Origin of the sequence: Pantoea sp. YR525 (assembly GCF_900116775.1) — a bacterium.
GTDB lineage: Bacteria > Pseudomonadota > Gammaproteobacteria > Enterobacterales > Enterobacteriaceae > Pantoea > Pantoea symbiotica.
The window spans coordinates 37,353-58,474 of sequence record NZ_FPBU01000007.1 but is presented as its reverse complement, the minus strand read 5'-3'; the positions used below and the strand labels follow the sequence as shown (position 1 = coordinate 58,474).

Annotated in this window: 19 protein-coding genes; 13 read left to right on the top strand and 6 right to left on the bottom strand. The window is 53.1% G+C overall.

What is annotated here, in order from left to right:
• Positions 1-203 precede the first annotated feature (203 nt).
• From BM323_RS15180 to BM323_RS15165, 4 genes are all read left to right on the top strand, one after another.
• Positions 204-1,640: a sugar porter family MFS transporter gene (locus BM323_RS15180; protein WP_008106285.1), complete on the top strand. Its 1,437-nt coding sequence runs from the start codon at positions 204-206 to the stop codon at positions 1,638-1,640.
• A gap of 131 nt (positions 1,641-1,771) precedes the next feature.
• On the top strand, positions 1,772-2,593 hold the full coding sequence (locus BM323_RS15175) for a TIM barrel protein (RefSeq protein WP_008106284.1): 822 nt from the start codon (positions 1,772-1,774) through the stop codon (positions 2,591-2,593).
• Positions 2,594-2,603: 10 nt separating this feature from the next.
• Entirely contained in the window at positions 2,604-3,614 is a 1,011-nt protein-coding gene (locus tag BM323_RS15170) for a bifunctional inositol 2-dehydrogenase/D-chiro-inositol 1-dehydrogenase (RefSeq protein WP_008106281.1), read from the top strand.
• A 228-nt stretch (positions 3,615-3,842) separates the two neighbouring features.
• Positions 3,843-5,063, top strand: a complete 1,221-nt coding sequence (locus BM323_RS15165; RefSeq protein ID WP_008106279.1) for an aromatic amino acid transporter — start codon at positions 3,843-3,845, stop codon at positions 5,061-5,063.
• A gap of 40 nt (positions 5,064-5,103) precedes the next feature.
• Here the strand turns inward: BM323_RS15165 and otnK are convergent, their stop codons facing one another.
• Positions 5,104-6,384, bottom strand: a complete 1,281-nt coding sequence (otnK, locus tag BM323_RS15160; protein WP_008106277.1) for a 3-oxo-tetronate kinase — start codon at positions 6,382-6,384, stop codon at positions 5,104-5,106.
• A complete protein-coding gene (locus BM323_RS15155) occupies positions 6,378-7,043 on the bottom strand; it encodes an aspartate/glutamate racemase family protein (protein ID WP_008106275.1) in 666 nt (221 codons plus the stop codon). Before BM323_RS15155 ends, otnK begins: the two co-directional genes overlap by 7 nt.
• A 205-nt stretch (positions 7,044-7,248) precedes the next feature.
• Between BM323_RS15155 and BM323_RS15150 the strand changes: the two genes are divergently transcribed.
• The gene (locus BM323_RS15150) at positions 7,249-8,496 is read left to right on the top strand and encodes an alpha-hydroxy acid oxidase (protein ID WP_091004122.1); all 1,248 of its coding nucleotides are present in this window, start codon (positions 7,249-7,251) and stop codon (positions 8,494-8,496) included.
• A 2-nt stretch (positions 8,497-8,498) separates the two neighbouring features.
• Positions 8,499-9,188, top strand: coding sequence for a molybdate ABC transporter substrate-binding protein (locus BM323_RS15145; protein ID WP_008106271.1), 690 nt, complete (start codon positions 8,499-8,501; stop codon positions 9,186-9,188).
• Here BM323_RS15145 and BM323_RS15140 read toward each other — a convergent pair.
• Complete coding sequence (locus BM323_RS15140; RefSeq protein ID WP_008106269.1) at positions 9,185-10,219, bottom strand: LacI family DNA-binding transcriptional regulator; 1,035 nt, start codon at positions 10,217-10,219, stop codon at positions 9,185-9,187. The two genes, BM323_RS15145 and BM323_RS15140, sit on opposite strands and share 4 nt — an antisense overlap.
• A 263-nt stretch (positions 10,220-10,482) precedes the next feature.
• On the opposite strand from BM323_RS15140, the gene BM323_RS15135 reads away from it, so the two are divergent.
• The 7 genes from BM323_RS15135 to BM323_RS15105 all read left to right on the top strand — a co-directional run bounded on the left by BM323_RS15135 (position 10,483) and on the right by BM323_RS15105 (position 18,059).
• Positions 10,483-11,790 carry an MFS transporter gene (locus tag BM323_RS15135; RefSeq protein ID WP_008106267.1) on the top strand — a complete coding sequence of 436 codons (1,308 nt, stop codon included), beginning with the start codon at positions 10,483-10,485 and terminating at the stop codon, positions 11,788-11,790.
• Between the two features lie 13 nt (positions 11,791-11,803).
• On the top strand, positions 11,804-12,442 hold the full coding sequence (locus BM323_RS15130) for a 3-oxo-tetronate 4-phosphate decarboxylase (protein WP_008106264.1): 639 nt from the start codon (positions 11,804-11,806) through the stop codon (positions 12,440-12,442).
• A 36-nt stretch (positions 12,443-12,478) separates the two neighbouring features.
• Positions 12,479-13,627, top strand: coding sequence for a lactonase family protein (locus BM323_RS15125; RefSeq protein ID WP_008106262.1), 1,149 nt, complete (start codon positions 12,479-12,481; stop codon positions 13,625-13,627).
• Between the two features lie 42 nt (positions 13,628-13,669).
• Positions 13,670-14,377 carry a hypothetical protein gene (locus BM323_RS15120; protein ID WP_008106259.1) on the top strand — a complete coding sequence of 236 codons (708 nt, stop codon included), beginning with the start codon at positions 13,670-13,672 and terminating at the stop codon, positions 14,375-14,377.
• A gap of 115 nt (positions 14,378-14,492) precedes the next feature.
• Positions 14,493-15,902, top strand: a complete 1,410-nt coding sequence (locus tag BM323_RS15115) for a c-type cytochrome (RefSeq protein WP_008106257.1) — start codon at positions 14,493-14,495, stop codon at positions 15,900-15,902.
• On the top strand, positions 15,892-16,410 hold the full coding sequence (locus tag BM323_RS15110) for a sugar dehydrogenase complex small subunit (RefSeq protein ID WP_008106254.1): 519 nt from the start codon (positions 15,892-15,894) through the stop codon (positions 16,408-16,410). The genes BM323_RS15115 and BM323_RS15110 overlap by 11 nt, the downstream gene beginning before the upstream one ends.
• Positions 16,407-18,059 carry a GMC family oxidoreductase gene (locus BM323_RS15105; protein WP_008106252.1) on the top strand — a complete coding sequence of 551 codons (1,653 nt, stop codon included), beginning with the start codon at positions 16,407-16,409 and terminating at the stop codon, positions 18,057-18,059. The genes BM323_RS15110 and BM323_RS15105 overlap by 4 nt, the downstream gene beginning before the upstream one ends.
• Before the next feature lie 72 nt (positions 18,060-18,131).
• Here BM323_RS15105 and BM323_RS15100 read toward each other — a convergent pair whose 3' ends face one another.
• From BM323_RS15100 to BM323_RS15090, 3 genes are all read right to left on the bottom strand, one after another.
• Positions 18,132-19,235 (bottom strand): NADH:flavin oxidoreductase/NADH oxidase, encoded by a 1,104-nt coding sequence (locus tag BM323_RS15100; protein ID WP_008106250.1) that lies wholly within the window; start codon positions 19,233-19,235, stop codon positions 18,132-18,134.
• Positions 19,236-19,332: 97 nt separating this feature from the next.
• Positions 19,333-20,613, bottom strand: coding sequence for a type II toxin-antitoxin system HipA family toxin (locus BM323_RS15095; RefSeq protein ID WP_008106248.1), 1,281 nt, complete (start codon positions 20,611-20,613; stop codon positions 19,333-19,335).
• A gap of 9 nt (positions 20,614-20,622) precedes the next feature.
• On the bottom strand, positions 20,623-21,072 hold the full coding sequence (locus tag BM323_RS15090; protein WP_036648844.1) for a helix-turn-helix domain-containing protein: 450 nt from the start codon (positions 21,070-21,072) through the stop codon (positions 20,623-20,625).
• Between the last annotated feature and the right edge of the window lie 50 nt (positions 21,073-21,122).

Genomic DNA, 21,122 nt, shown 5'->3' with positions numbered 1-21,122 from the left:
TTTTTAATTACCGTGATGAATCCTGCCTAAATAAAATCCTCCGCTGATGCAATTCCATCAAAATAAAAACACCAAAATGCTTGAACTCACATTTAGGAAAACAAATTCCAAATAAAAATTAACATGAAATAAAAATGCCGTTAGCGTGAACGCTCTGTTTTGTTCTGCCGTATTTCCTTATGTATTTTTTACCAGGAGGTATTATGGAAAGAGAACTTTATATATCCACCAACACGGCTTCCGGCCCGAATAGCACCACACGCACCGAGCCCTTTGTTAAAATAATCGCGCTGGTCGCCACGCTGGGTGGATTACTGTTTGGCTACGATACTGGCGTGGTATCGGGCGCTTTGCTGTTTATGCGTGACGATTTACAGCTCACGCCATTTACCACCGGATTAGTCACCAGTTCACTGCTATTTGGTGCCGCTTTCGGCGCGCTGCTTGCCGGTCATTTTGCGGACGCGCTGGGACGTCGCAAGATCATTATTTCCCTCGCCTTTATTTTTGCCCTTGGCGCCATCGGTTCGGCATTTGCGCCGGATGTCATCTCAATGATCGCTTCACGTCTGTTCCTGGGCATCGCCGTGGGTGGCGCGGCGGCCACGGTGCCGGTGTATATCGCGGAAATCGCGCCGGCCAACAAGCGCGGCCAACTGGTCACCTTGCAGGAGCTGATGATTGTTTCGGGCCAACTGCTGGCGTACGTGTCCAATGCCACTTTCAACGAAATCTGGGGCGGAGAGCACACCTGGCGCTGGATGATCGCCATTTCGACTGTACCCGCCGTTTTGCTGTGGTTTGGCATGATCTTTATGCCAGAAAGCCCGCGCTGGCACGTGATGCGCGGTAACAACAACGAAGCGCGCAAAGTGCTGGAGAAAACCCGCGCGGCGGATGACGTCGATTGGGAGCTGGAAGAGATCGAAGAAACCATCGAAGAGAACCGGCAACAGGGCAAAGGCCGCTTGCGCGATCTGCGTACGCCGTGGCTGCGCAAAGTGTTCCTTCTTGGCATCGGCATTGCGGCGATTCAGCAGCTGACCGGCGTCAACACCATCATGTATTACGCGCCGACCATGCTGACGGCGACCGGCTTGAGCAACGATGCCGCGCTGTTCGCCACCATCGCTAACGGCGTGATTTCGGTGCTGATGACGCTGGTCGGGATCTGGATGATCGGCAAAATCGGCCGTCGTCCGCTGGTGTTGGTTGGACAGATGGGTTGCACCGCGTGCCTGTTCTTTATCGCGGCGGTGTGCTTCTTTATGCCGGAATATCATTCGGCAGGCGACGTCAATCTGCTGCGCGCCTATCTGGTGCTGGCGGGCATGTTGATGTTCCTGTGCTTCCAGCAAGGCGCGCTGTCGCCGGTTACCTGGCTGTTGCTTTCTGAGATCTTCCCGGCGCGTATGCGCGGCATTTGTATGGGCGGCGCGGTGTTTGCGCTGTGGATGGCGAACTTCGCCATTTCGATGGCGTTCCCGCTACTGCTGGCGGCATTTGGCCTGGCCGGAGCCTTCTTAACCTTTGCGGTGATTGGTATTGGTGGATCGATGTTCGTGTTGCGCACCATCCCGGAAACCAAAGGGCGCAGCCTGGAGCAGGTCGAGCACTACTTCCATGAGTTGTATAAATGATGTTGCGTTGATGTAAATCAATCAAAGTTCTGGCAGAGCAGCAAAACGACATCGCTTACTATCGCAAGATATCGACGCGTCACAACAAAACAGAAAGTAAATAATATTACTCTTTCAGGATAGAACACACCATGACCTACAAAATAAGCCATGACCGACTCTGCGTTAATCGTAAAATTGCGCCCAACCTCAGCATCGAGCGTTTTTTCTCGCTGGTTGAAAAGTTAGGGTTAAATAAAGTCGAAATCCGCAATGATATGAAAAGTGGCAGCGTGACTGATCATTTATCCGGTGAACAAGTTCGTGAGCTGGCTAAACAACATGCGTTCACCATCGAGACTATTAATGCGGTTTATCCGTTTAACCAATTAACCGATGAGGTGCTGGAAAAAACGCGCGCTTTATTAAACGATGCGCGTGAAACCGGTGCCAAAGCGTTAGTACTTTGCCCACTGAATGACGGCACGGTTATTTCCCAGCAGCAAACTGTCGATGCGTTAAAAACGCTCGTGCCACTGTTCGCCGAATATGGCATCGCTGGTCTGGTTGAGCCGCTCGGGTTCCCGCAAAGCTCGCTGCGTTCTGCTGCTCTGGCACAGCAGCTTATCAAGCAGGCGGGCGCGCCGTTCAAAATCGTACTGGATACTTTTCACCACCACTTGTACGAAGGCGCTGAGCAAGACTTTGCCGGCGACGTCGATGTCAGCAACATCGGGCTGGTGCATCTCTCTGGCGTGACCGACACGCGTCCAACCCATCAGTTAACCGACGAAGAGCGCATCATGCTGAGCGCCGACGATCTGCTGAAATCGAAACAACAAGTGCAGCGTCTGGAAGAGATGGGCTATCGCGGTATCTACGCCTTTGAACCGTTTTCTTCCGTAATGGATGGCTGGAGCGAAGAACAGATTGCCCAGGAAATCCAATCCAGCATTGCTTATCTGAATAATTAAGGAACACGCTATGACGCTCAATATTGGTGTAATTGGCACGGGCGCGATCGGTCGCGAACACATTCGTCGCTGTAGCCAGGTGCTGCAACATTCGCGCGTAGTGGCGCTGAATGACATTAACCGCAGCAACTGCGAACAGATCATTCAAGATCTGGGGATTCAGGCGGAGATCTATGACAACGCACATGACCTGATTAATGCGCCCGAAGTGCAGGCGATTCTGGTCACTTCGTGGGGCCCAACTCACGAAGAGTTCGTGTTGGCGTCAATCAAAGCGGGCAAAGCGGTGTTCTGTGAAAAACCGCTGGCGGTCACCGCGCAGGGTTGCATGAACATCGTTGAGGCGGAAATCGCCGCCGGTAAGAAACTGGTGCAGGTTGGCTTTATGCGTCCTTACGACGCCGGTTACCGTGCGCTGAAAGCGGTGATTGAGAACGGTGACATCGGTGAGCCGCTGATGCTGCACTGCGCGCACCGCAATCCCGAAGTCGGCGATTCTTACACCACCAATATGGCTATCACCGACACGCTGGTTCATGAGCTCGATGTGCTGCGCTGGTTGCTAAAAGATGATTACGTCAGCGCGCAGGTGATCTATCCACGCTCAACGAGTAAAGCGGCTGCGCATCTGAAAGATCCGCAAATCGTGCTGCTGGAAACTGCCAAAGGCGTGCGCATCGACGTGGAAATCTTCGTTAACTGCGCTTACGGCTACGATATTCAGTGCGAAGTGGTGGGCGAAAGCGGTATCGCACGTTTGCCTGAGCCGATGTCGGTGCAGACGCGCAGCGCGGCCAAACTTTCCACCAGTATTCTTACCGACTGGAAAAAGCGTTTCATCGATGCCTATGACGTGGAGCTGCAGGATTTCATCAACAGCGTGTTATCAGGTGAGATGACCGGCCCATCCGCTTGGGATGGTTACGCGGCGCAGGTCGCGGCTGATGCCTGCGTTGCGGCGCAAAACTCCGGTGACATCGTGCCGATCACCATGCCGGCGAAACCTGCGTTCTATGAATAAGTTCTTTTCCGTTCCATAAACGCGCGTCTTGATGGCGTAATGCTCGTCAGTTAAGCGTCGTTCGGTCACCATAAATGGCGACCCTACAAAGGATTGGCGCTTTTTTCGTAGGGTGCGCATTAACGCGCACCTGCATAATGCCGCGCGTTTTATCTCGTATCACACTCTCATCTCAGCGTTTTCCCGTGTATCATCGCCGACTTTAAGCAGTTTTGTAGGGAATAAGTGATGACGGAGATGACATTGTCCCGCCGCCAGCCTTCCGTATGGTGGGGCGCGATGATTATTTGCGGCACCGTGGTGGGCGCAGGGATGTTTACGCTGCCGGTGGTGATGGCGGGCGCGTGGTTTGGCTGGGCGATGGTGTTACTGCTGATCAGCTGGGGCGGCATGTTGCTGTCCGGCTTGTTGTTTATGCGCGTCAGCCTCAAGTATCCGCCTGGCGCGGGTTACGACACCTTAACCAAAGATTTGCTCGGACGCGGCTGGGCGGCGCTTAATGGACTCAGCATCTTATTTGTTCTCGGCATCCTCACCTACGCCTACATTTCGGCCAGCGGCCCGGTGTATCAGCACTCCATCAGTCAGTTGGGATTACCGATCTCTACCGCAGAAGCCAAAATATTGCTCACGCTGTGCGTTGCTTTGGTGGTGTGGCTCGGCACCACCGGCGTCAGCCGTTTGATGACCTTCTGCGTGCTGGCGAAAATCCTGCTACTGATCGTGCTGTTTGGCGGCTTACTAACGCAGGTGAACGTGCCGTCGTTAATGAGCGGACCCGCAGCAGGCGAACATTACTGGCCTTATGCTCTTGGCGTGCTGCCGTTTTGTCTCGCGTCGTTTGGTTATCACGGCAACATCACCGGTCTGGTGAGTTATTACGAAGGTAATAAGCAGAACATTACGCGCGCGTTGGTATTGGGTACCTTGCTGTCGCTGGCGCTGTATCTGTTTTGGTTGACCAGCACCATGGGAAATCTTCCGCGCGATGCCTTTCCTGAGATTGTGAAGCAGGGCGGTGATATCGCGGCACTGATGTCGGCGCTGCGTGATCATCTGCATGTAAATGCGCTGGCGCTGATGATGTCGATCTTCTCGCATTTCGCGGTGATCGCTTCATTCCTCGGCGTTACCGCTGGTCTGTTTGATTTCATCGCCGATCGTCTGGGATTCGGGAATTCACCGGGCGCGCGTCTGAAAACCGCCAGCCTGACTTTCCTGCCGCCGTTACTCGCCTCGATTTGCTGGCCGAATGGCTTTGTCGCGGCGATTGGTTTTGCCGGACTGTTTGCCACTTTATGGGCGGTGTTAATCCCGGCCATGCTGGCGTGGAAATCACAGCAACGCTGTTCAGTGGCGGTGGTTTTACTGTTTGTCTTTGGTGCGATGAATATACTGGCCTGGCTGCTGAGCTGGTTTGGGGTGTTGCCGGAATTTGGCGGTCGTTAAAGAGAGAACAAGACAACGTCTTGCAGACGTTGTCTTGAATTTAATGCGTAGAACCGGCTAATACGTTAAGTGCATGCGAGAAGAAGTCGCGCCGACCAAAATTACCCGATTTAAGTGCCAGCGCTAGCGGCTGCTCGCTCATAGCAAAGAGGGCGGGCACGCCCGGATCGATTTCGCGGCCAACCTGCAGTGAACCCAAATTCAGCGCGCTGACCACGGCGCCCGAGGTTTCTCCGCCGCCAACCACTAAACGCTGTATGCCCTCCTCGCGCACTAACTTACGTGCCGTATCACCAAACAGCCGATCAAGGCGTTGCGAGATATTGTGCTGGCCAAACTGCTGCTGCATTTGCTTTACGGTTGCGGGATCGCCCGAGGAATAGATTAGCGGGCAACTGTCCTGATGTGTGAGGATATATTCCACGAGATCATCAGCATTAATGTGTTCCGCCATTACATCCTCAATCTCTATCGCCAGCACCGCATGCTGTTTTTGGTGCTCCTCGATTTGTCCACGCGTCGCGCCTGAACAACTGCCGACCAAAATAGCGCTGGAACCGTTAATGGCAGGAAACTCACTGTTATTACCTTGTGCTTGACCGGCGCTGATGAAGTTGTGCGGTAGGGCAAGCGCGATGCCCGATCCACCACTGATTAGCTTCTCACCCGCAGCGGCGATGCCGATCAGCGTTAAATCGTGATCGCTGATGGCATCCACGACCACCAATTGCGCTTCCTCATCTGCGCGGGCATTTAGAATCTCGCGCAGTGCTTCACTGCCTTGCACCACTTGCTGCCAGCCAATATGACTAACGCGTGTTTTCGCCTGGCGCGCCAGCAAACGGCGGATGTCCGCATCCTTCATGGGCGTCAAAGGATGATGCTCCATTCCGGATTCATTCAGCGGCCGGTCGTGTACAAACAAATTGCCCTGATAAACCGTACGGCCCATCGTGGGAAACGCCGGGCAGACAATCACACTGCGCGCGGCTAATCGCTGAGCCAGCGCGTCGAGTACCGGACCAATGTTGCCAGAGTCGGTCGAGTCAAAGGTCGAGCAATATTTAAATACGATCTGCGTACAGCCTTGCTGCAATAGCCATTCACAGGCAGCTAGCGATTGTTGAACAGCTTCCTCTGCTGGCAGAGAGCGAGATTTCAAGGCAATAACGCCAGCTTGCACCTGTTCATCTGCAGATTGATGCGGTACGCCAAGATACTGCGTCGTGCGCAAACCGCCTTCGCCCACCAATCCTTTCGACAGCGTGACGGCGATATCGCTGGCACCAGTAAAATCATCGGCGATGACCCCAATCAGCATGATGAACCTCCAATCGCTGACTGCATTTTTTTCACCGCCGCATGCGGGGCCGTTAACACTGGAATCGAAACTTTCTCCCGCACGGCGTCGGCGGCGCGCGAGGTAGAGAAGTGCGCCAGCATAATTACATCGCAGTGACTCAACTGCGGCGCGAACTCTGCGACCAGACGATTGTGGTTGCCGACATCGCCTTTACGCAGCAGGTCTATGGCATCCGGAACCAGCACGGTTTCCAGTGTCGCGGATGAACCTATTTGTTCGGCATAGTGATAAAACTCATCGCACATCGTCACGAGTGAAGGACCAAAGGTGGCCAGCATGCCGATGCGTTTGCCTTGCTGCAGTGCAGCCTCGAACATCGCTTCGTTCGGTTTCAACACCGGCACCGGCAAGGCCGCAGAGAGCTCATCAATCGCTGGACCAAAGGCTGAGCAGGTCACCAGAATACCTTGCGCATTCATTGCGTAACCGTAGCGGCCAAAAGTAACGAAGCGATCAATCAACTGCCGCGAAAGCTGTTCTTCTTTTGCGCGATCCACTGTCAAACCATCATCCAGCAAATTCACCACTTCAGCCTCTGGCCAAAGATCGTTAAAAGCTTCATGAATAGGAGACATCGCCACCGGCGTGGCATGCAGTAAAACTATGCGTTGGCTCATCATTTTCTCCGACACCAGCGATAAACAAGTGAATTACAGCACACCATATCTGAGGCAGAATTAAAATGTAAGGGCTTACATTTGTCTTAATATGGTGATGTTCGTCACATAAAAAAACTGCGCATCTGTCAGGATGTAAGTGAATGCATTCGTCTGAATGCCTAATTTGAAATCGCTTACTTTTGGCTAACCCTGAGAACGCACTATGACCATTCGTGGAGAAACCACCGCTATTAACGTTAACGTGACACCCGAAGCGCAGGTGCGCCCTGCGAATACGGTGCCACGCCATTTTCGAGATTTGCTGGCGCTGGAAGATTTTGAACGCCATGCGCGTAAGCGGTTACCGAATATGATTTATCTGTACGTAAAAGGCGGCGTGGAAACCGGCAGAGGACTTGCTGCCGCGCATGAGGCTTATCAGCAATATGTATTTGTGCCGCGTATGTTCCGCGATGTTTCTGGCCGGGATCAGCGTGTGAATTTATTGGGCCATGATTGGGCGCATCCATTCGGTGTTGCTCCGCTTGGCGGCGCGTCGTTTGTCAGTTACCGGGCTGACTTAATGCTGGCGAAGGCCGCACGGGCAATGAATGTGCCAATGATCCTCAGCGCCTCGTCGCTGATTCCGTTAGAAGAGGTGATCGCCGCTAATCCCGACGCCTGGTTTCAGGCCTATCTGGCGGGCGACCAACCGCGTATCGATCGCCTGGTCGACCGCGTTGAACACGCCGGTTATAAAACGCTGGTGGTGACCGGTGATACACCGATGCTGGGTAATCGGGAACATAACACCCGCAGTGGCTTCAGCATGCCGATAAAAATCACCCCGAAAGTGATGTGGCAAAGCGCCATGAGTCCGCGTTGGCTATTGGGCACGGTGGCGCAAACCTTTCTGCGTCATGGTGCGCCACACTTCGAAAATACCGATGCTGAACGCGGCCCGCCGATGATGTCGAGCAAAGTACGTAACACCAATGCACGCGACAAACTGAGCTGGAAGCACGTTGAAGCGATCCGCAAAAAATGGAAAGGCAATCTGGTGATTAAAGGGCTGATGTCGCCGGATGATGCCTTCATTGCCCGTGATCTTGGCGCCGATGCGGTGATTCTCTCCAATCACGGCGGCCGTCAGCTGGATCACACGGTGCCACCGCTGCATACGCTCGCTGAAATAGCGGCGGCGAAGGGCAATATGAAGGTGATTATTGATAGCGGCATCCGTCGCGGCACCGATGTGATGAAAGCGATGGCGCTGGGCGCGGACTTCGTGTTTCTTGGTCGTCCATTCCTGTATGGCGCGGTGATTGGCGCACAGGCGGGTGTAGAACATGCCATGCATATCCTGCGTGATGAAATCGATCGCGATTTAGCACTGATAGGCGTGACGCGACCTGAGCAACTCAATGCTGCGCTGCTTCGTCGAGCACCCTTTTTCGCCCGCGAGGATTAATCATGGAATTAACGATTTATAGCGCGCTCGCACTGAGTGCGCCGTTTAACACACTGGTTGCGCAATGGCAGTCGCAAAACCCCGATATACCGCTGGCGATACGCTGGCATCCCAGCACCATCATCGAAAAAGAGCTCAACGCCGGCGCCGAAGCGGATGTGGTGATCGCTACGGTTGAGACGCTGGACCGCCTAACACAATCGGGTTTGGCGGATGCGGGCACGCGTATCGAACTGGTTGATTCTCCCATCGGAATTGCAGTGCGGGCGGGCGCTGCACAGCCCGATATCAGCAATCGCGAAACGTTTATTCAGACTTTGTTAGCTGCGCGTTCGGTGGCCTGGTCAGAAGCCGGAGCCAGCGGTGTCTGGTTCTCGCAATTGCTGAAACAACTCAACATTGATACGGAGCTACGCGCGCGTGGCACGGTGATTCCTGCTGGTTTCACCGCCGAGCAACTGGTGAAGGGCAATGCTGACCTGGCCGTTCAGCAGATCAGCGAACTGCTAATGGTGGAGGGCATTGAGGTCGTCGGACCGCTGCCAGCGGGCACACAGCAGGCGATTTCACTCTCGGCTGCTGTGTTAAGCCACGCCCGTCAACCGGAGCGGGCGCAGAGTTTCCTGACATGGTTGAAAACGCCGTCAGTCACGGACGTGTTTAACCGTTTCGGCATGGATAGACGCGATTAGCGTTCCTGACGGGGCACCGAGCCGCTGCTGCCCCGGACAATCAACTCGGTACTTATCTGCGTCTGCATTGGTGCGGGTAAGTTATTCAGCGAGTTCAACAAATAGTGCGCTGCGTGTTCACCAATCGACGCTAAATCCACACGCATGGTGGTCAGCGGATGCTCCAGATGTTCAGCGTACTCATAGTCGTTGAAGCCAACGATGGAGATATCATTCGGAATGCGCAGATAACGCTCGCTCGCCGCACGCATGGCACCAAACGCCAGCAGATCGTTACCGCAGATGATGGCGGTTGGCGGCTGCGGCGCATCGAGTAAACGAAACACTGCTCTGCGCGCATCATTCATGGTGAAGGCATTATCAATCAAATGCGTATCCGGCAGCGTCAATCCATGCTGCTGCAGGGCGCGGCGTGTACCATTCAGACGTTCTGAAATACGATCGTTCGAAGGCGGCGTGCCGACAATCACCGCAAAACGCTGATGCCCTAATCCCAGCAAATGCTGCGCCAGGGTTTCAGCCGCACCTTCGCTGTCATAACCGACACAGGGTCTTTCGCTGTCTTGCGAAAAGGTCTGCACGCAGGCGATATCTTGCTGAACGATGCGCTCCCAAAGTTTGGGATGATGAGTATTGCCCACCAGCATCAAACCGTCGATGCCGTACTCAATCAGCTTGTTAACTTCTTTCAGCTCGGTTTCAGGATCGAAGTTGGAGTTGGCTAATAGCAGCGTGTAGCCGGCTTCATGAATCAGTTGCTGAAAGGCCGCAAGCGGGCGCGAAAAGGTTTCCGTCGCCAGCGTGGGTACTACCGCGCCAATCGTCATGCTGCGGCGTGAGGCGAGGGTGCGCGCGGCGCGGTTAATCACATATCCCAATTCCTCACAGGCCTTTTCCACCGCTTCACGGCGTGACGCTTTGACCGTGGTGCTGCCGTTTAATACGCGTGAAACCGTCGCCGTTGAAACACCAGAGAGACGCGCTACATCATCCAGTGATACGCGGCCAGATCCATTTTGCTTCTCACTCATCAAGTCACTCCTGCAGAAAGAGTGAGCTTGTCCACAAAAATTGCAGACACCTCACAGGTAATTTTGAAAGCGCTTACTTTTGGCTTGACTGAATTTTGTAATCGCTTACTTTTGACATCATGTTATCAGGTTGGGTGTGCCTGCTCACGTTTTTTAACACGATCATGAACTGTCACCCCCAAATTTAACCACAACGCTGACTGCAGCCGCCCTAAGGCCGCAGAACCTGTGTTAACCCTATATAAATCATAAAGGAATTCACCATGCGCAGATATCCACGAATTCGCTGGCTGATGATCGTGTTCTGCTTTTTCGCCATCGCAATCAATTACATCGATCGTATCAACCTCGCGATCGCCGCACCGCACATCAAAGCAGATTTAGGCCTCGATGACACCAGCATGGGGCTGATTCTGGGCGCCTTCTTCTGGACGTATGCGCTGATGCAAATTCCGGCTGGACGTTTACTCGATCGTCTCGGTGCACGTGCCGGACTGGCCATCGCCGTCGGCTGGTGGTCGTTGTTTACGGTGTTTACTTCGTTTGGTAAAGGATTCACTTCTCTTTTTGCGGCGCGCTTAGCATTAGGTCTGGGTGAGGCGGGGGGAAATCCTGGCTGTGTCAAAGTGGTTTACAGTTGGTTCCCGAAAAAGCAGCGTGCAACGGCAAGCGGGATCTTTGATGCCGGTCCGCGTGCCGGTAGCGCGCTGGCGCTGCCTCTGGTTGCCTGGCTGATCAGCGTATGGGATTGGGAAACGTCCTTCATCGTGACTGGCGCGTTAGGGCTGATTTGGGTGGTGATCTGGTTAGTCTTCTATCGTGAGCCTGAAGAGATGAAAGGCCTCGATGAAACAGAGCGTCAGAATCTGCTGGAAGATCGTGCTTTGCCCACTACGCAGGCTGACGCAAAAGTTGAATTGTGGTCACTGTTCCGTCATCGCAACGTGTGGGGAATGATGATTGGCTTCTTCTGCATGAACTTCGCCACCTATTTCTTTGTGACCTGGTTCCCAACTTATCTGACAGTGGCACATGGTTTTTCATTGAAAGAGCTGGGGACGCTCGGTGCGATCCCTGCACTGATGGGGATTCCGGGAAGTCTGCTCGGCGGGATTGTGTCAGATACCCTTTACCGCAAAGGATTCAGCCTGACGGCTGCACGTAAAACCTGTCTTATCAGCGGGATGTTGCTCTCCAGCGTGATTGCTTTCGCCGCATTCACCGACAGCATTACGGTGATCCTGACACTGTTCTCCATCACTTACGCCGGTTTAGCTTTCACTGCCGCCAATATCTGGACGCTGCCAGCCGATGTTGCGCCTGCCAGTAATTACGTGGCCACGCTGGGCGGCATCCAGAACTTTGCGGGCAACCTGGCCGGGATTGTTACTGCCTCGTTTACCGGCCTGATGCTGAGTCTTAGCCACGGTTCATTTGTGGTGCCGTTGCTGGTGGCGGGCGGAATCTGTGTGCTGGGTGCGCTGACCTTTATGTTTGTGCTCGGCAAACTAGAGCCATTACCGATCAGCCCTAAACCTGATGCCAACGTCATAGCTACCGCCAATCAATAAGAGGAGAAACTACATGCAAAACGAACAGTTCTTACGCGAAGAGATTTGTCAGGTGGGAGCTGATCTGTTTAACCGCGGCTATACCACCGGCACCGCAGGAAACATTAGCGCTCGGCTAGAGGATGGCTGGCTGATTACGCCAACCGATGCTTGTCTCGGACATCTCGAGCCAGGCCGTATTGCTAAGGTCAATCGCGCGGGTGAATGGGTTTCGGGCGACAAGCCGTCGAAGACTTTGCTGTTACATCGCCAGATTTATGATCGCAACCCGGAGGCGCAAGGCGTGGTACACACCCATTCCACGCATCTGGTGCAACTGACGTTAGCGGGCGTGTGGCAGAGCGACAGCATTTTGCCGCCCCTGACGCCGTATCAGGTGATGAAAGTCGGGCGGATTCCGTTAATCGCCTATCGACGCCCTGGCCATGCCGATGTAGCTGCGCAGGTTGCTGAGTTGGCTAATGACGTTCGTGGCGTGATGCTGGAGAGACTTGGCCCGGTGATGTGGGGTAAATCCGTTTCAACGGTGAGCTTTGCGTTGGAAGAGTTGGAGGAAACCGCGCGACTTTGGCTGAACTGCGTGGATAAGCCCGCCGCGCTGCCAGAACAAGCCGTATTGGAGCTGTGCGAACACTTTAATACGCGCTGGTAACACCCGCAATTTTCCCTACAAAAACGAGAACCAAAGATGAAAAAGACGGTAATAGCCGCAGGCATGATGCTCTTTGCATCAACAGTATTGGCGCAGGAAAAATCCTTTGTCTACGTATCCAATGGCGACAGCGGAACGGTGACGGCTTACGAGCTGCAAAAGGCGCAGCGCCAGCTGAAACCGATTGGTGAATACCCCAGTGGCCTGAAAAGTATGCCGATGGTGGTATCGCAGGATAAGAAGACACTTTATGTTTCCGTTCGCAGTAAGCCTTACCATGTTTCGGCCTGGCATATTCAACCTGACGGCTCGCTGCAGCATTTTGCGGATACGCCGCTGCCAGAGGCGATGGCGTATGTCGCGCTGGATAAGAGCGGGAAATTTCTGCTTTCATCTTCTTACGGCGGCGATCTGTTTAGTATCAATCGCATTGCTGCGGATGGCAAAGTTGAGAGTGCGCCGGTGCAGGTGGTGCATACCGGCAAGCGTGCACATTCAATTCAGACCGATCCCAGCAACCAGTTTCTCTATGTACCGCTGCTGGGTGCCGATCAACTGCTGCAGTACCGTTTCGATAGCCACAGCGGAACCGTCACGGCAAATACGCCTGCCTTTGTGAATATTCAACGTGAGGCGGCAACCGGGCCGCGTCATTTCACCTTTGCACCGCAGCGGGATGAGAAGGGTGAGCAGAATCTCTATGTGCTGACCGAAATGGCCGGCAACATCTCCCGCCTGACTTTGAACAAAGATGGCACCCTAACGGAACATGAAGCGACACTGTCACTCGATCCGGCCATTGCCGCCAACATGCAGCGTGGTGAAGCGCGACCACTGACAGGCGATGATGATTTGCCAAAATCCGCCAAACCGCGGTTATGGCAAGCCGATATTCATATCACGCCGAATGGACGTTTCCTTTATTCCACCGAACGCACCAGCAGTCATATTACTGCATTTCATGTTTCACCGAGCGATGGTCGATTGACGTTGATTAATAGCACGCCAACAGAAGCTCAGCCGCGTGGATTTGCTATTGATAATTCCGGACGTTATTTAATTGAGTCCGGTCAGAAGTCGACCCAGATTTCACTTTATTCCATCGATCAAGCATCCGGAAAACTGACATTAATTGAGCGCGTGCCTACCGGTAAGGGCGCTAATTGGGTCACCATCGTTGAGTAAATTTCTGCTCTAGTTAATTCATTCGTAAGAAAAGGAGTGTTTATGTCGACTATTCGCAAAACATTATTCAGCACATTATTGTGCTCGACGTTGTTAAGCGCAGGATTACCGACACAAGCGGCTGAAAAAGGGGTTGCCACCGATCTGGAACCACTGCACCACGTCATTCTGGAAAATAAATACGTTACGGTAATGCGCGTATTAATTCAACCCGGACAATCGACGCTATTTCATGAGCAGCATCTGGATTATGTTAATACGCACATTGAAGGGAGCCCGGTCAAAATAGAGTATCCCGACAAGCCGGTAAACATGACCGAAATGAAAAGCGGCAATGTTAAATTCGGTGAGCATCAAGGGAAATCGGATACGGATAAGGTCACCAATACCGGAAATAACGTCAATCATCAGGTGGCGTTCGAAATTAACATACCAGGCCCGCAACATTTTGGTAACGCTTCGCGGCCTAACAATGCCGCATTTAGTCAGGTGCTGGATAAGAAAACAGTGAGAGGCTGGAAGGTCACGCTGAAGCCTGGCGCCAGTACCGGCGAATATACGCAACACGGGCCTGGCGTGCGCGTGTTCTTTACCGAAGGGCGGGTACTGATTGCCGATCAAACTCATACCAATCGGGTAAAAGAAGTTTGGGTACATCCCGGCGATGCCTTTTTAACCGAGCCAGGTAAAGTCGATATAACGGCGGCAAGTGGCGAAAATATCATCTTCAATGATTATGAATTGTTATAGCACTGTTTGTATTTTGTGAATTGACGTTGTCAGATAATGTGCACTTCTGTGGGTTGCCACAGAAGTGCATTATTGTTTTTACCATACTAATAATTATTTACCGGAAGCAATTACAATGAAAGCAAGAAAGGTGAGACAGTGTTGTCTGCCTTTCGCGTTGAGCATTCTGATGTCTGCCACATTTTCAGCTCACGCTGAAGATGCTGCTGAGTCTGCGGCTCTTATTGCGAAAGGCAAGTATCTGGCTATTGCTGCGGACTGTGGAGCTTGCCACACCGCACCGAATCAGGGCAAGGAAATGTCGGGTGGCTATATTATCTCCTCGCCGTTGGGGAATATTGTTGCAAGTAATATCACGCCATCAAAAACCGCCGGCATTGGCGATTATAGCGAACAAGATTTTGTTAAAGCCGTGCGAAGTGGCATTAATAAACAGGGGCAGCATCTTTATCCGGCGATGCCTTACACCTCATACGCAAAAATTTCTGATGCCGATATGCACGCGCTGTATGTTTATTTTATGCACGATGTAAAAGCAGACGATAATGTACCGCCAGCAACGGATTTGCCTTTCCCATTTAATATTCGTTCAAGTATGTTCTTCTGGAATATGCTATTTGCCGATAATAAGCCGTTTATTCCGGCAAAAGATAAATCTGATGTTGTTAATCGCGGTGATTATCTGGTCAATGCATTGGCGCACTGCGATACCTGCCATACGCCACGTAACGCGCTGATGGGGCAAAACAACGATCAGGCTCTCAGCGGCGGCAGCCTGGGCAGTTGGTACGCGCCGAATATCACTCCCGATCAACAAGCTGGCATTGGCAACTGGAGCGATGCGCAAATCGCGCAATATCTCAAAACGGGCCATGTTGCAGGCAAAGCCCAGGCAGCAGGCCCGATGGCGGAAGCTGTTGAGCACAGCTTACAGCATCTGTCTGATGACGATATCAATGCGATAGTGGCTTATCTGCGGCAGATCCCCGCGGTGACTCAGGCCACGAACTCGCCGCGCGACGCGCTTGGCAAACCCGCAACAGATGAAGCGGCGCTGCGAGCGGTTAAAAATCCAGATGCAGGCTGGCAGGTTTACGCCAGTTCTTGCGCTAACTGCCATCAGGCGGATGGTGCTGGCAATCACTTCTATCCTTCGCTGTTCCACAACACCGCCACCGGCGCACCGCAGGCCGATAACCTCATTGCCACTATTGTCTACGGCGTACATCGTCAGGTTGATGGAAAAGATGTCGTCATGCCAGCTTTTGGCCCGGATGGGTTATTAACCGATCGATTAAGCGACCAGCAAATTTCCGACGTCAGCAACTACGTGCTGAAAAACTTTGGTAATGCTCAGCTGAACGTAACGCCTGAACAGGTGAAAACCGTGCGTGAAGGCGGCAAGCGCCCACTGATTGCTCGCCTGGCGCAGCCTGCTGTGTGGGGCGGTGGCGCGGTAGTTATCATTATTTTACTGGTGCTGCTGGTTTCAATTTCGCGTAAGGGGAAAAAACATGGCGCATAACCTTTCCCGACGTCGTTTGCTGCAAGGCATGGGCATTTTGTCACTCGGCGCGATGTGTAATTCCCTGTTCCCGGCGCGCGTGCTGGCTGCAGATCAGATGGCTGAAAATGGTTTTCTGACCGTTTCGCAGTTTTTGGTCAGTCGCCCGGTCGGCCCGATGCTGGGACAGCGCTACTACGATGCCTTGAATCGCCATAATGCCGAATTCACGCACCAGCTCAGCAGCCTACAGGCATTGTTGCAGCAGCATAATTTTGCCCATGTCGACGATTTCCTTGCTGCATTTGGTGCAGATAATCCTGACTGGAAAACGGCAAAACGCATCATTTCAGCGTGGTACACCGGCGTTGTCGGCGACGGCAGCGATCTGGAGTTGATCGCTTATGCCGATGCGATGATGTACCTGCCCACCAAAGATATTCTGGTGGTCCCAACCTATGGCGGCGGGCCGTTCTACTGGGCAGTAACGCAAGATGGCAAAGTGGCAACCACAGGAGAAGGCGCATGAGTGCACAAAAAGTCGATGCCGATGTGATCATCATTGGCTCGGGCGTGATGGGCGGGTTGATCGCCTGCCAGATGGCAAAAGCGGGTAAATCGGTGATCATCCTTGAAGCGGGCCCGCGAGTTTCTCGTCAGGAAATCGTCGAACGTTTCCGTAATTCCCCGTTCAAGATGTCGTTAACCAATATCAAATTACAGGGCGTGGGTTCGCCTTATCCCAATCCGCCACATATTCCGTCCACCTACGGTGACTATTTGCAGCAGGTTGGGCCGGTTAAATATCCCACCAAATACCTGCGCGTTGTCGGTGGTACAACCTGGCACTTTGGCTCTGCACTGTGGCGTATGATCCCCAACGATTTCAAACTCAACACCCTTTATGGTCGGGGCCGCGATTGGCCCTTTGGCTACGAAGAGCTGGAGGCGTGGTATGGCAAAGCCGAGTATGAGCTGGGCGTTTCAGGCGTCGATGGACAAGACGAAAGTGGGCAGGGCGGCAAAGCCTGGCCACCGCGATCTACGCCATTCCCGATGCCGGGTTTGCCAACCAGTTATCTGTTTGATCGCCTAACTGAGATGCTGGGTAAAGGCGGTTATAACCCGGTGCTGGAACCGAACGGTCGCGCGACTAAGCCGTGGGGCAAGCGCCCAATGTGTGGCGGCAATAATAACTGCAATCCGGTTTGCCCGATCGCCGCCAAATATGATGGCTCGATGCATATTGATGAAGCGGAACGTTTGGGAGCAAAACTGCTGGATAACGCGGTGGTGTACCGCATAGAGGCAGCGGATGATGGCAAAATTACCGGCATTTGGTATAAAAAGCCGGATGGTTCCGAGCACCATTTAACCGCCAACTACTTTGTGCTGGCGGCCTACGGTATTGAATCGCCGAAGCTGCTGTTGATGTCGACGTCTGAGAAATATCCCAATGGCATCGCAAACTCTTCCGATCAGGTTGGCCGCAATTTGATGGGCCACACCGGCATCAGTATGAACGTGATGATGTCGGAAGATGTGTGGCCAGGTCAGGGGCCGACCGAATTGCTGGTGTATCTGAACAACCGCGATGGCGTATTCCGCAAGGATTTCCCCAGCTACAAGATCAAAGTGCGTAACACGGTGCCAACCGCCGATTATGCTGCATCGCTGATTGAGAAAGGCGTGCTGGGCTCCAAACTGGATGCTGAGATCCGCCGCCAGTCGGCACGCTCGCTGAACTTTGCTATCGATTTTGAAACCTTGCCGCTGGCGGAAAACCGCGTTACGCCGAGCAAGACGAAAAAAGATGCGATTGGTATTCCGTTGCCGGAGATTTACTACAGCGTGACGGATTACTGGCATGCCGGAAAAGAAGCGGGGCTCAAAGATTTTCACAAGTTTGCAGAACTGTTGAATGCGGAAATATTGTCGATCGATACCAAGTTTCAGGATCGCCAGCACATCATGGGCACCACCATTATGGGCGATGATCCGCATAATTCGGTAGTAGATCGTGATTGCCGCACGCATGATCATCCCAATATGTGGATTGCCGGAACCAGCGTGATGCCGTCAGCATCTTGTATGAACCCGACCTTAACCGGCGCCGCGTTAAGCTTGCGCCTGGCTGAGCATATGTTGCAAACCATGAAGACGGAAGTAGCAGGTTAAGAGTGAATCGGTCGCCATAGATGGCGACCCTATGTTCACCCGGTGCGCATTGATGCGCACCGGGTAAAACAATCACTTTTTATTCGAAATCAGTGTGCCTTTCAGGCCGTGCGGCTCGGAACGCAGATACTGCGGTGGTGCTTTGGCCTGCGCACCCAATTCAGCGGCGGCATGCCATGGCCAGCGTGGGTCGTAAAGCACTGCGCGCGCCAGCGCAATCAAATCCACATCACCTTCCTGCAAGGCTTGTTCTGCCTGCTTGGGCTCCGTTATCAGGCCAACACCAATCACCGGAATCTTCACCTGTTTGCGAATGTCGCGGGCAAAAGGCAGCTGATAGCCGGGACCAACGGTAATTTTCTGCTGCGGTGACAGGCCGCCGCTGGAAACGTGCACGTAATCGCTGCCCGCCGATTCGAGCTGCTGGCTAAATACAATCGACTGCTCAACATCCCAGCCACCTTCAACCCAATCCGTTGCCGAAAGGCGCACGCCAACCGCCACCGAATCCGGCAGGGCGCTGCGTACCGCATGGAACACTTCCAGCGGGAAACGCAGACGATTTTCCAGCGAACCACCGTATTCATCCTCACGCTGGTTACTCAGCGGCGACAGGAACTGATGCAGCAAATAGCCGTGTGCGGCATGTAGTTCAATTAACTGAATACCGAGTTTGGCGGCACGCTGCGCGCTGTCAACAAAGGCTTGTTTTAGGCGCTCAAGGTCCTGTTTCGTCAGCGCCACCGGCGCGCGCTCTTCAGAATTAAAGGCTTGCGCGGAAGGCGCAACGGTTTGCCAGCCGCCTTGTTCCAGTGACAGCTGATTGCCACCGAGCCACGGCGCGGCACAGGACGCTTTACGTCCGGCGTGACCGAGTTGAATACCAAATGGAATGTCAGAATATTGACGGATATCGTGCAGAACGCTGGCCAGCGCCGCTTCCGTTGCATCGTCCCACAAGCCTAAATCACCGGGAGAAATACGTCCGGCCGCTTCCACTGCCGTTGCCTCTATAATCAGCAAACCGGCGCCGGAAAGCGCCAGTTGCCCGAGATGAATGCGGTGCCAGGCGCTGGCTTTGCCACTCTCAGCGGAGTATTGGCACATCGGCGCGATCACGATGCGATTATCGAGCGTTAACTTACCCAGTTGCGTCGCACTAAACAGTAAACTCATTGAAACCTCATCATCAGTGGCTGAATGGCTTTAAGCTTAGGGCCAAAAGCGCATTTTGCAGAGGGCTATGAGTTTGAATGTTGTAGCAAAAAGTAAGTTAAGCGGAATGTGCCGCCGCAAGTCGAAATGCATCAGACATTTTTTCCTGCTCACGCAGTGATAAACCTAAATGTCCGGCGACAACGCGCCATTGCGCTACGATACTGCTGAAGTTTTCAATAATGGTTTCGGCTTCAGATGCATTCAGCCGGAAGTAGGGCGCAACTTCACGTGCCAAATCGAGATCAAGTGCGTTGTCAGCTGTTGTGACATTTAACTTCAGACCATCAGCGTAGGGGACTGGATTGAGATCGTAGGCTGCAGATAAACGCCAGCCTTTGCCAGGAACCAGAATAAATCCATGATTGCGCAGATGATCATCGGTGTTAGAAACCAGCATATTAAAAACAATGCGCGACCACAGCTCACGTAAATCAGCATTGGTTTGGGAACCATGACGAATCAATACTTCCGCCAGTTCGAGATAACTCACACCGGTGGACGCATCTTCGCCATCAATGTGGCTTGTCATGGTCATCGCCGAGGCAAAGTGCAGACGCTTGCCTTCGGGCGTGCGATCGAAGCGGCGCACCATGAAACAGTGATAATCGCTGGCAAATTTTTTCGCCATCGCAGCAGCTACGTTGAGTTCACAAGCCGTGGCGAGAGCATTAACCACCATTTCCCATCCACCCACATCATATTCATCGCGGATGCTGGGAAATTTGGCTATAAATAGCTGACCCTGCTCATCAACCACACTTGCTTTGGGTCGAGCGCCACCCAGAGAACCGCCAGGCGCGATCAACATCCTCAGCCATTCATGTCCCTGAACCGCACGATTATCCGGATCGCTTTCCAGGGCGCGGCTCGCACGTTCGAGTGCGGCGATTTCGGTAAATGGCGGAGCCGCTGTTTCCAGTCTGTTATCGAGAAATTCCCCCTGATCCTCCAGTCGGTAACGCAAAGCACCAACGCGGTACAGGTCATGAACGCCCAGCAAAAAATCGGATTCAAACATGCGCGTACCAGCAGGCAATAATCCTCCACGGATATCGCGTTCCAGACGTCGTTCCATCAACAAGCGTCCCCATCGGTCAGGGCTTGAATCGCCAAACACACCAAATCCAGCACGATTGTTGGTGGGATATTGTGGCCCTTCGAATAGGTGGATGCCGGGATCCAACTGGATCAACAGCAAATCAGGATCGGTTAGCGCTTGCGGATCATACTGAAATTCAAAAGCTTCACGCGCCCGGCTGCGGCGAACATGCAGAAACCCAAGACGTTTTGGTTGTTTGAGTCCGTTCCAGTCGGCGTAGACGCTAATCATGGTCATTGTCGTGTCCTATTTTTTCTTCCCTGAAATCAACAGTGAGGCGAGACCCGCAGAGGTGACAGTCTGAGCATTTTTTTGCTCAATTCCGCGCTCATTAGCCTCTGCAACTTGTGGGCTGTTCTCATCCTCATGAACCTTATACGCTGATTTAGCCGCTAACAATTTAGTCGTCGAGGTGAGACGTGCATCCTGCAGTTGGCGACCCAACGTATCCTCAGCTGCCAGCAGATTAAGATCCTGTTCGAGTCCTAACACCTGCATCACAGCCAGATAGGCTCCGATAGTGACTCCAGCGCTTCCCGCTTCGAGCGAGCGCAACGTCATGGGTGTCATTCCTGCGCGTTCAGCTACCTGTTTAGCCGTAAGTTTTCTTCTTTTACGCGCGAGTTTTAATCGCTCGCCAAAAGCGGCCAGGATTTCGCCTGTTTGAGGAAGAAGTAGAGAAGTTCGCTGTGCCATTGTGTCACTATTTTATCTCTTTAGGGGTTTAACGGATAAAATATTAGCAC

Excerpts from the sequence above, each read along its gene's own strand:
- BM323_RS15180 (WP_008106285.1), top strand. The coding sequence starts at position 204 with ATGGAAAGAGAACTTTATATATCCACCAACACGGCTTCCGGCCCGAAT.
- BM323_RS15175 (WP_008106284.1), top strand. The coding sequence starts at position 1,772 with ATGACCTACAAAATAAGCCATGACCGACTCTGCGTTAATCGTAAAATT.
- BM323_RS15170 (WP_008106281.1), top strand. The coding sequence starts at position 2,604 with ATGACGCTCAATATTGGTGTAATTGGCACGGGCGCGATCGGTCGCGAA.
- BM323_RS15165 (WP_008106279.1), top strand. The coding sequence starts at position 3,843 with ATGACGGAGATGACATTGTCCCGCCGCCAGCCTTCCGTATGGTGGGGC.
- otnK (WP_008106277.1), bottom strand. The coding sequence starts at position 6,384 with ATGCTGATTGGGGTCATCGCCGATGATTTTACTGGTGCCAGCGATATC.
- BM323_RS15155 (WP_008106275.1), bottom strand. The coding sequence starts at position 7,043 with ATGAGCCAACGCATAGTTTTACTGCATGCCACGCCGGTGGCGATGTCT.
- BM323_RS15150 (WP_091004122.1), top strand. The coding sequence starts at position 7,249 with ATGACCATTCGTGGAGAAACCACCGCTATTAACGTTAACGTGACACCC.
- BM323_RS15145 (WP_008106271.1), top strand. The coding sequence starts at position 8,499 with ATGGAATTAACGATTTATAGCGCGCTCGCACTGAGTGCGCCGTTTAAC.
- BM323_RS15140 (WP_008106269.1), bottom strand. The coding sequence starts at position 10,219 with ATGAGTGAGAAGCAAAATGGATCTGGCCGCGTATCACTGGATGATGTA.
- BM323_RS15135 (WP_008106267.1), top strand. The coding sequence starts at position 10,483 with ATGCGCAGATATCCACGAATTCGCTGGCTGATGATCGTGTTCTGCTTT.
- BM323_RS15130 (WP_008106264.1), top strand. The coding sequence starts at position 11,804 with ATGCAAAACGAACAGTTCTTACGCGAAGAGATTTGTCAGGTGGGAGCT.
- BM323_RS15125 (WP_008106262.1), top strand. The coding sequence starts at position 12,479 with ATGAAAAAGACGGTAATAGCCGCAGGCATGATGCTCTTTGCATCAACA.
- BM323_RS15120 (WP_008106259.1), top strand. The coding sequence starts at position 13,670 with ATGTCGACTATTCGCAAAACATTATTCAGCACATTATTGTGCTCGACG.
- BM323_RS15115 (WP_008106257.1), top strand. The coding sequence starts at position 14,493 with ATGAAAGCAAGAAAGGTGAGACAGTGTTGTCTGCCTTTCGCGTTGAGC.
- BM323_RS15110 (WP_008106254.1), top strand. The coding sequence starts at position 15,892 with ATGGCGCATAACCTTTCCCGACGTCGTTTGCTGCAAGGCATGGGCATT.
- BM323_RS15105 (WP_008106252.1), top strand. The coding sequence starts at position 16,407 with ATGAGTGCACAAAAAGTCGATGCCGATGTGATCATCATTGGCTCGGGC.
- BM323_RS15100 (WP_008106250.1), bottom strand. The coding sequence starts at position 19,235 with ATGAGTTTACTGTTTAGTGCGACGCAACTGGGTAAGTTAACGCTCGAT.
- BM323_RS15095 (WP_008106248.1), bottom strand. The coding sequence starts at position 20,613 with ATGACCATGATTAGCGTCTACGCCGACTGGAACGGACTCAAACAACCA.
- BM323_RS15090 (WP_036648844.1), bottom strand. The coding sequence starts at position 21,072 with ATGGCACAGCGAACTTCTCTACTTCTTCCTCAAACAGGCGAAATCCTG.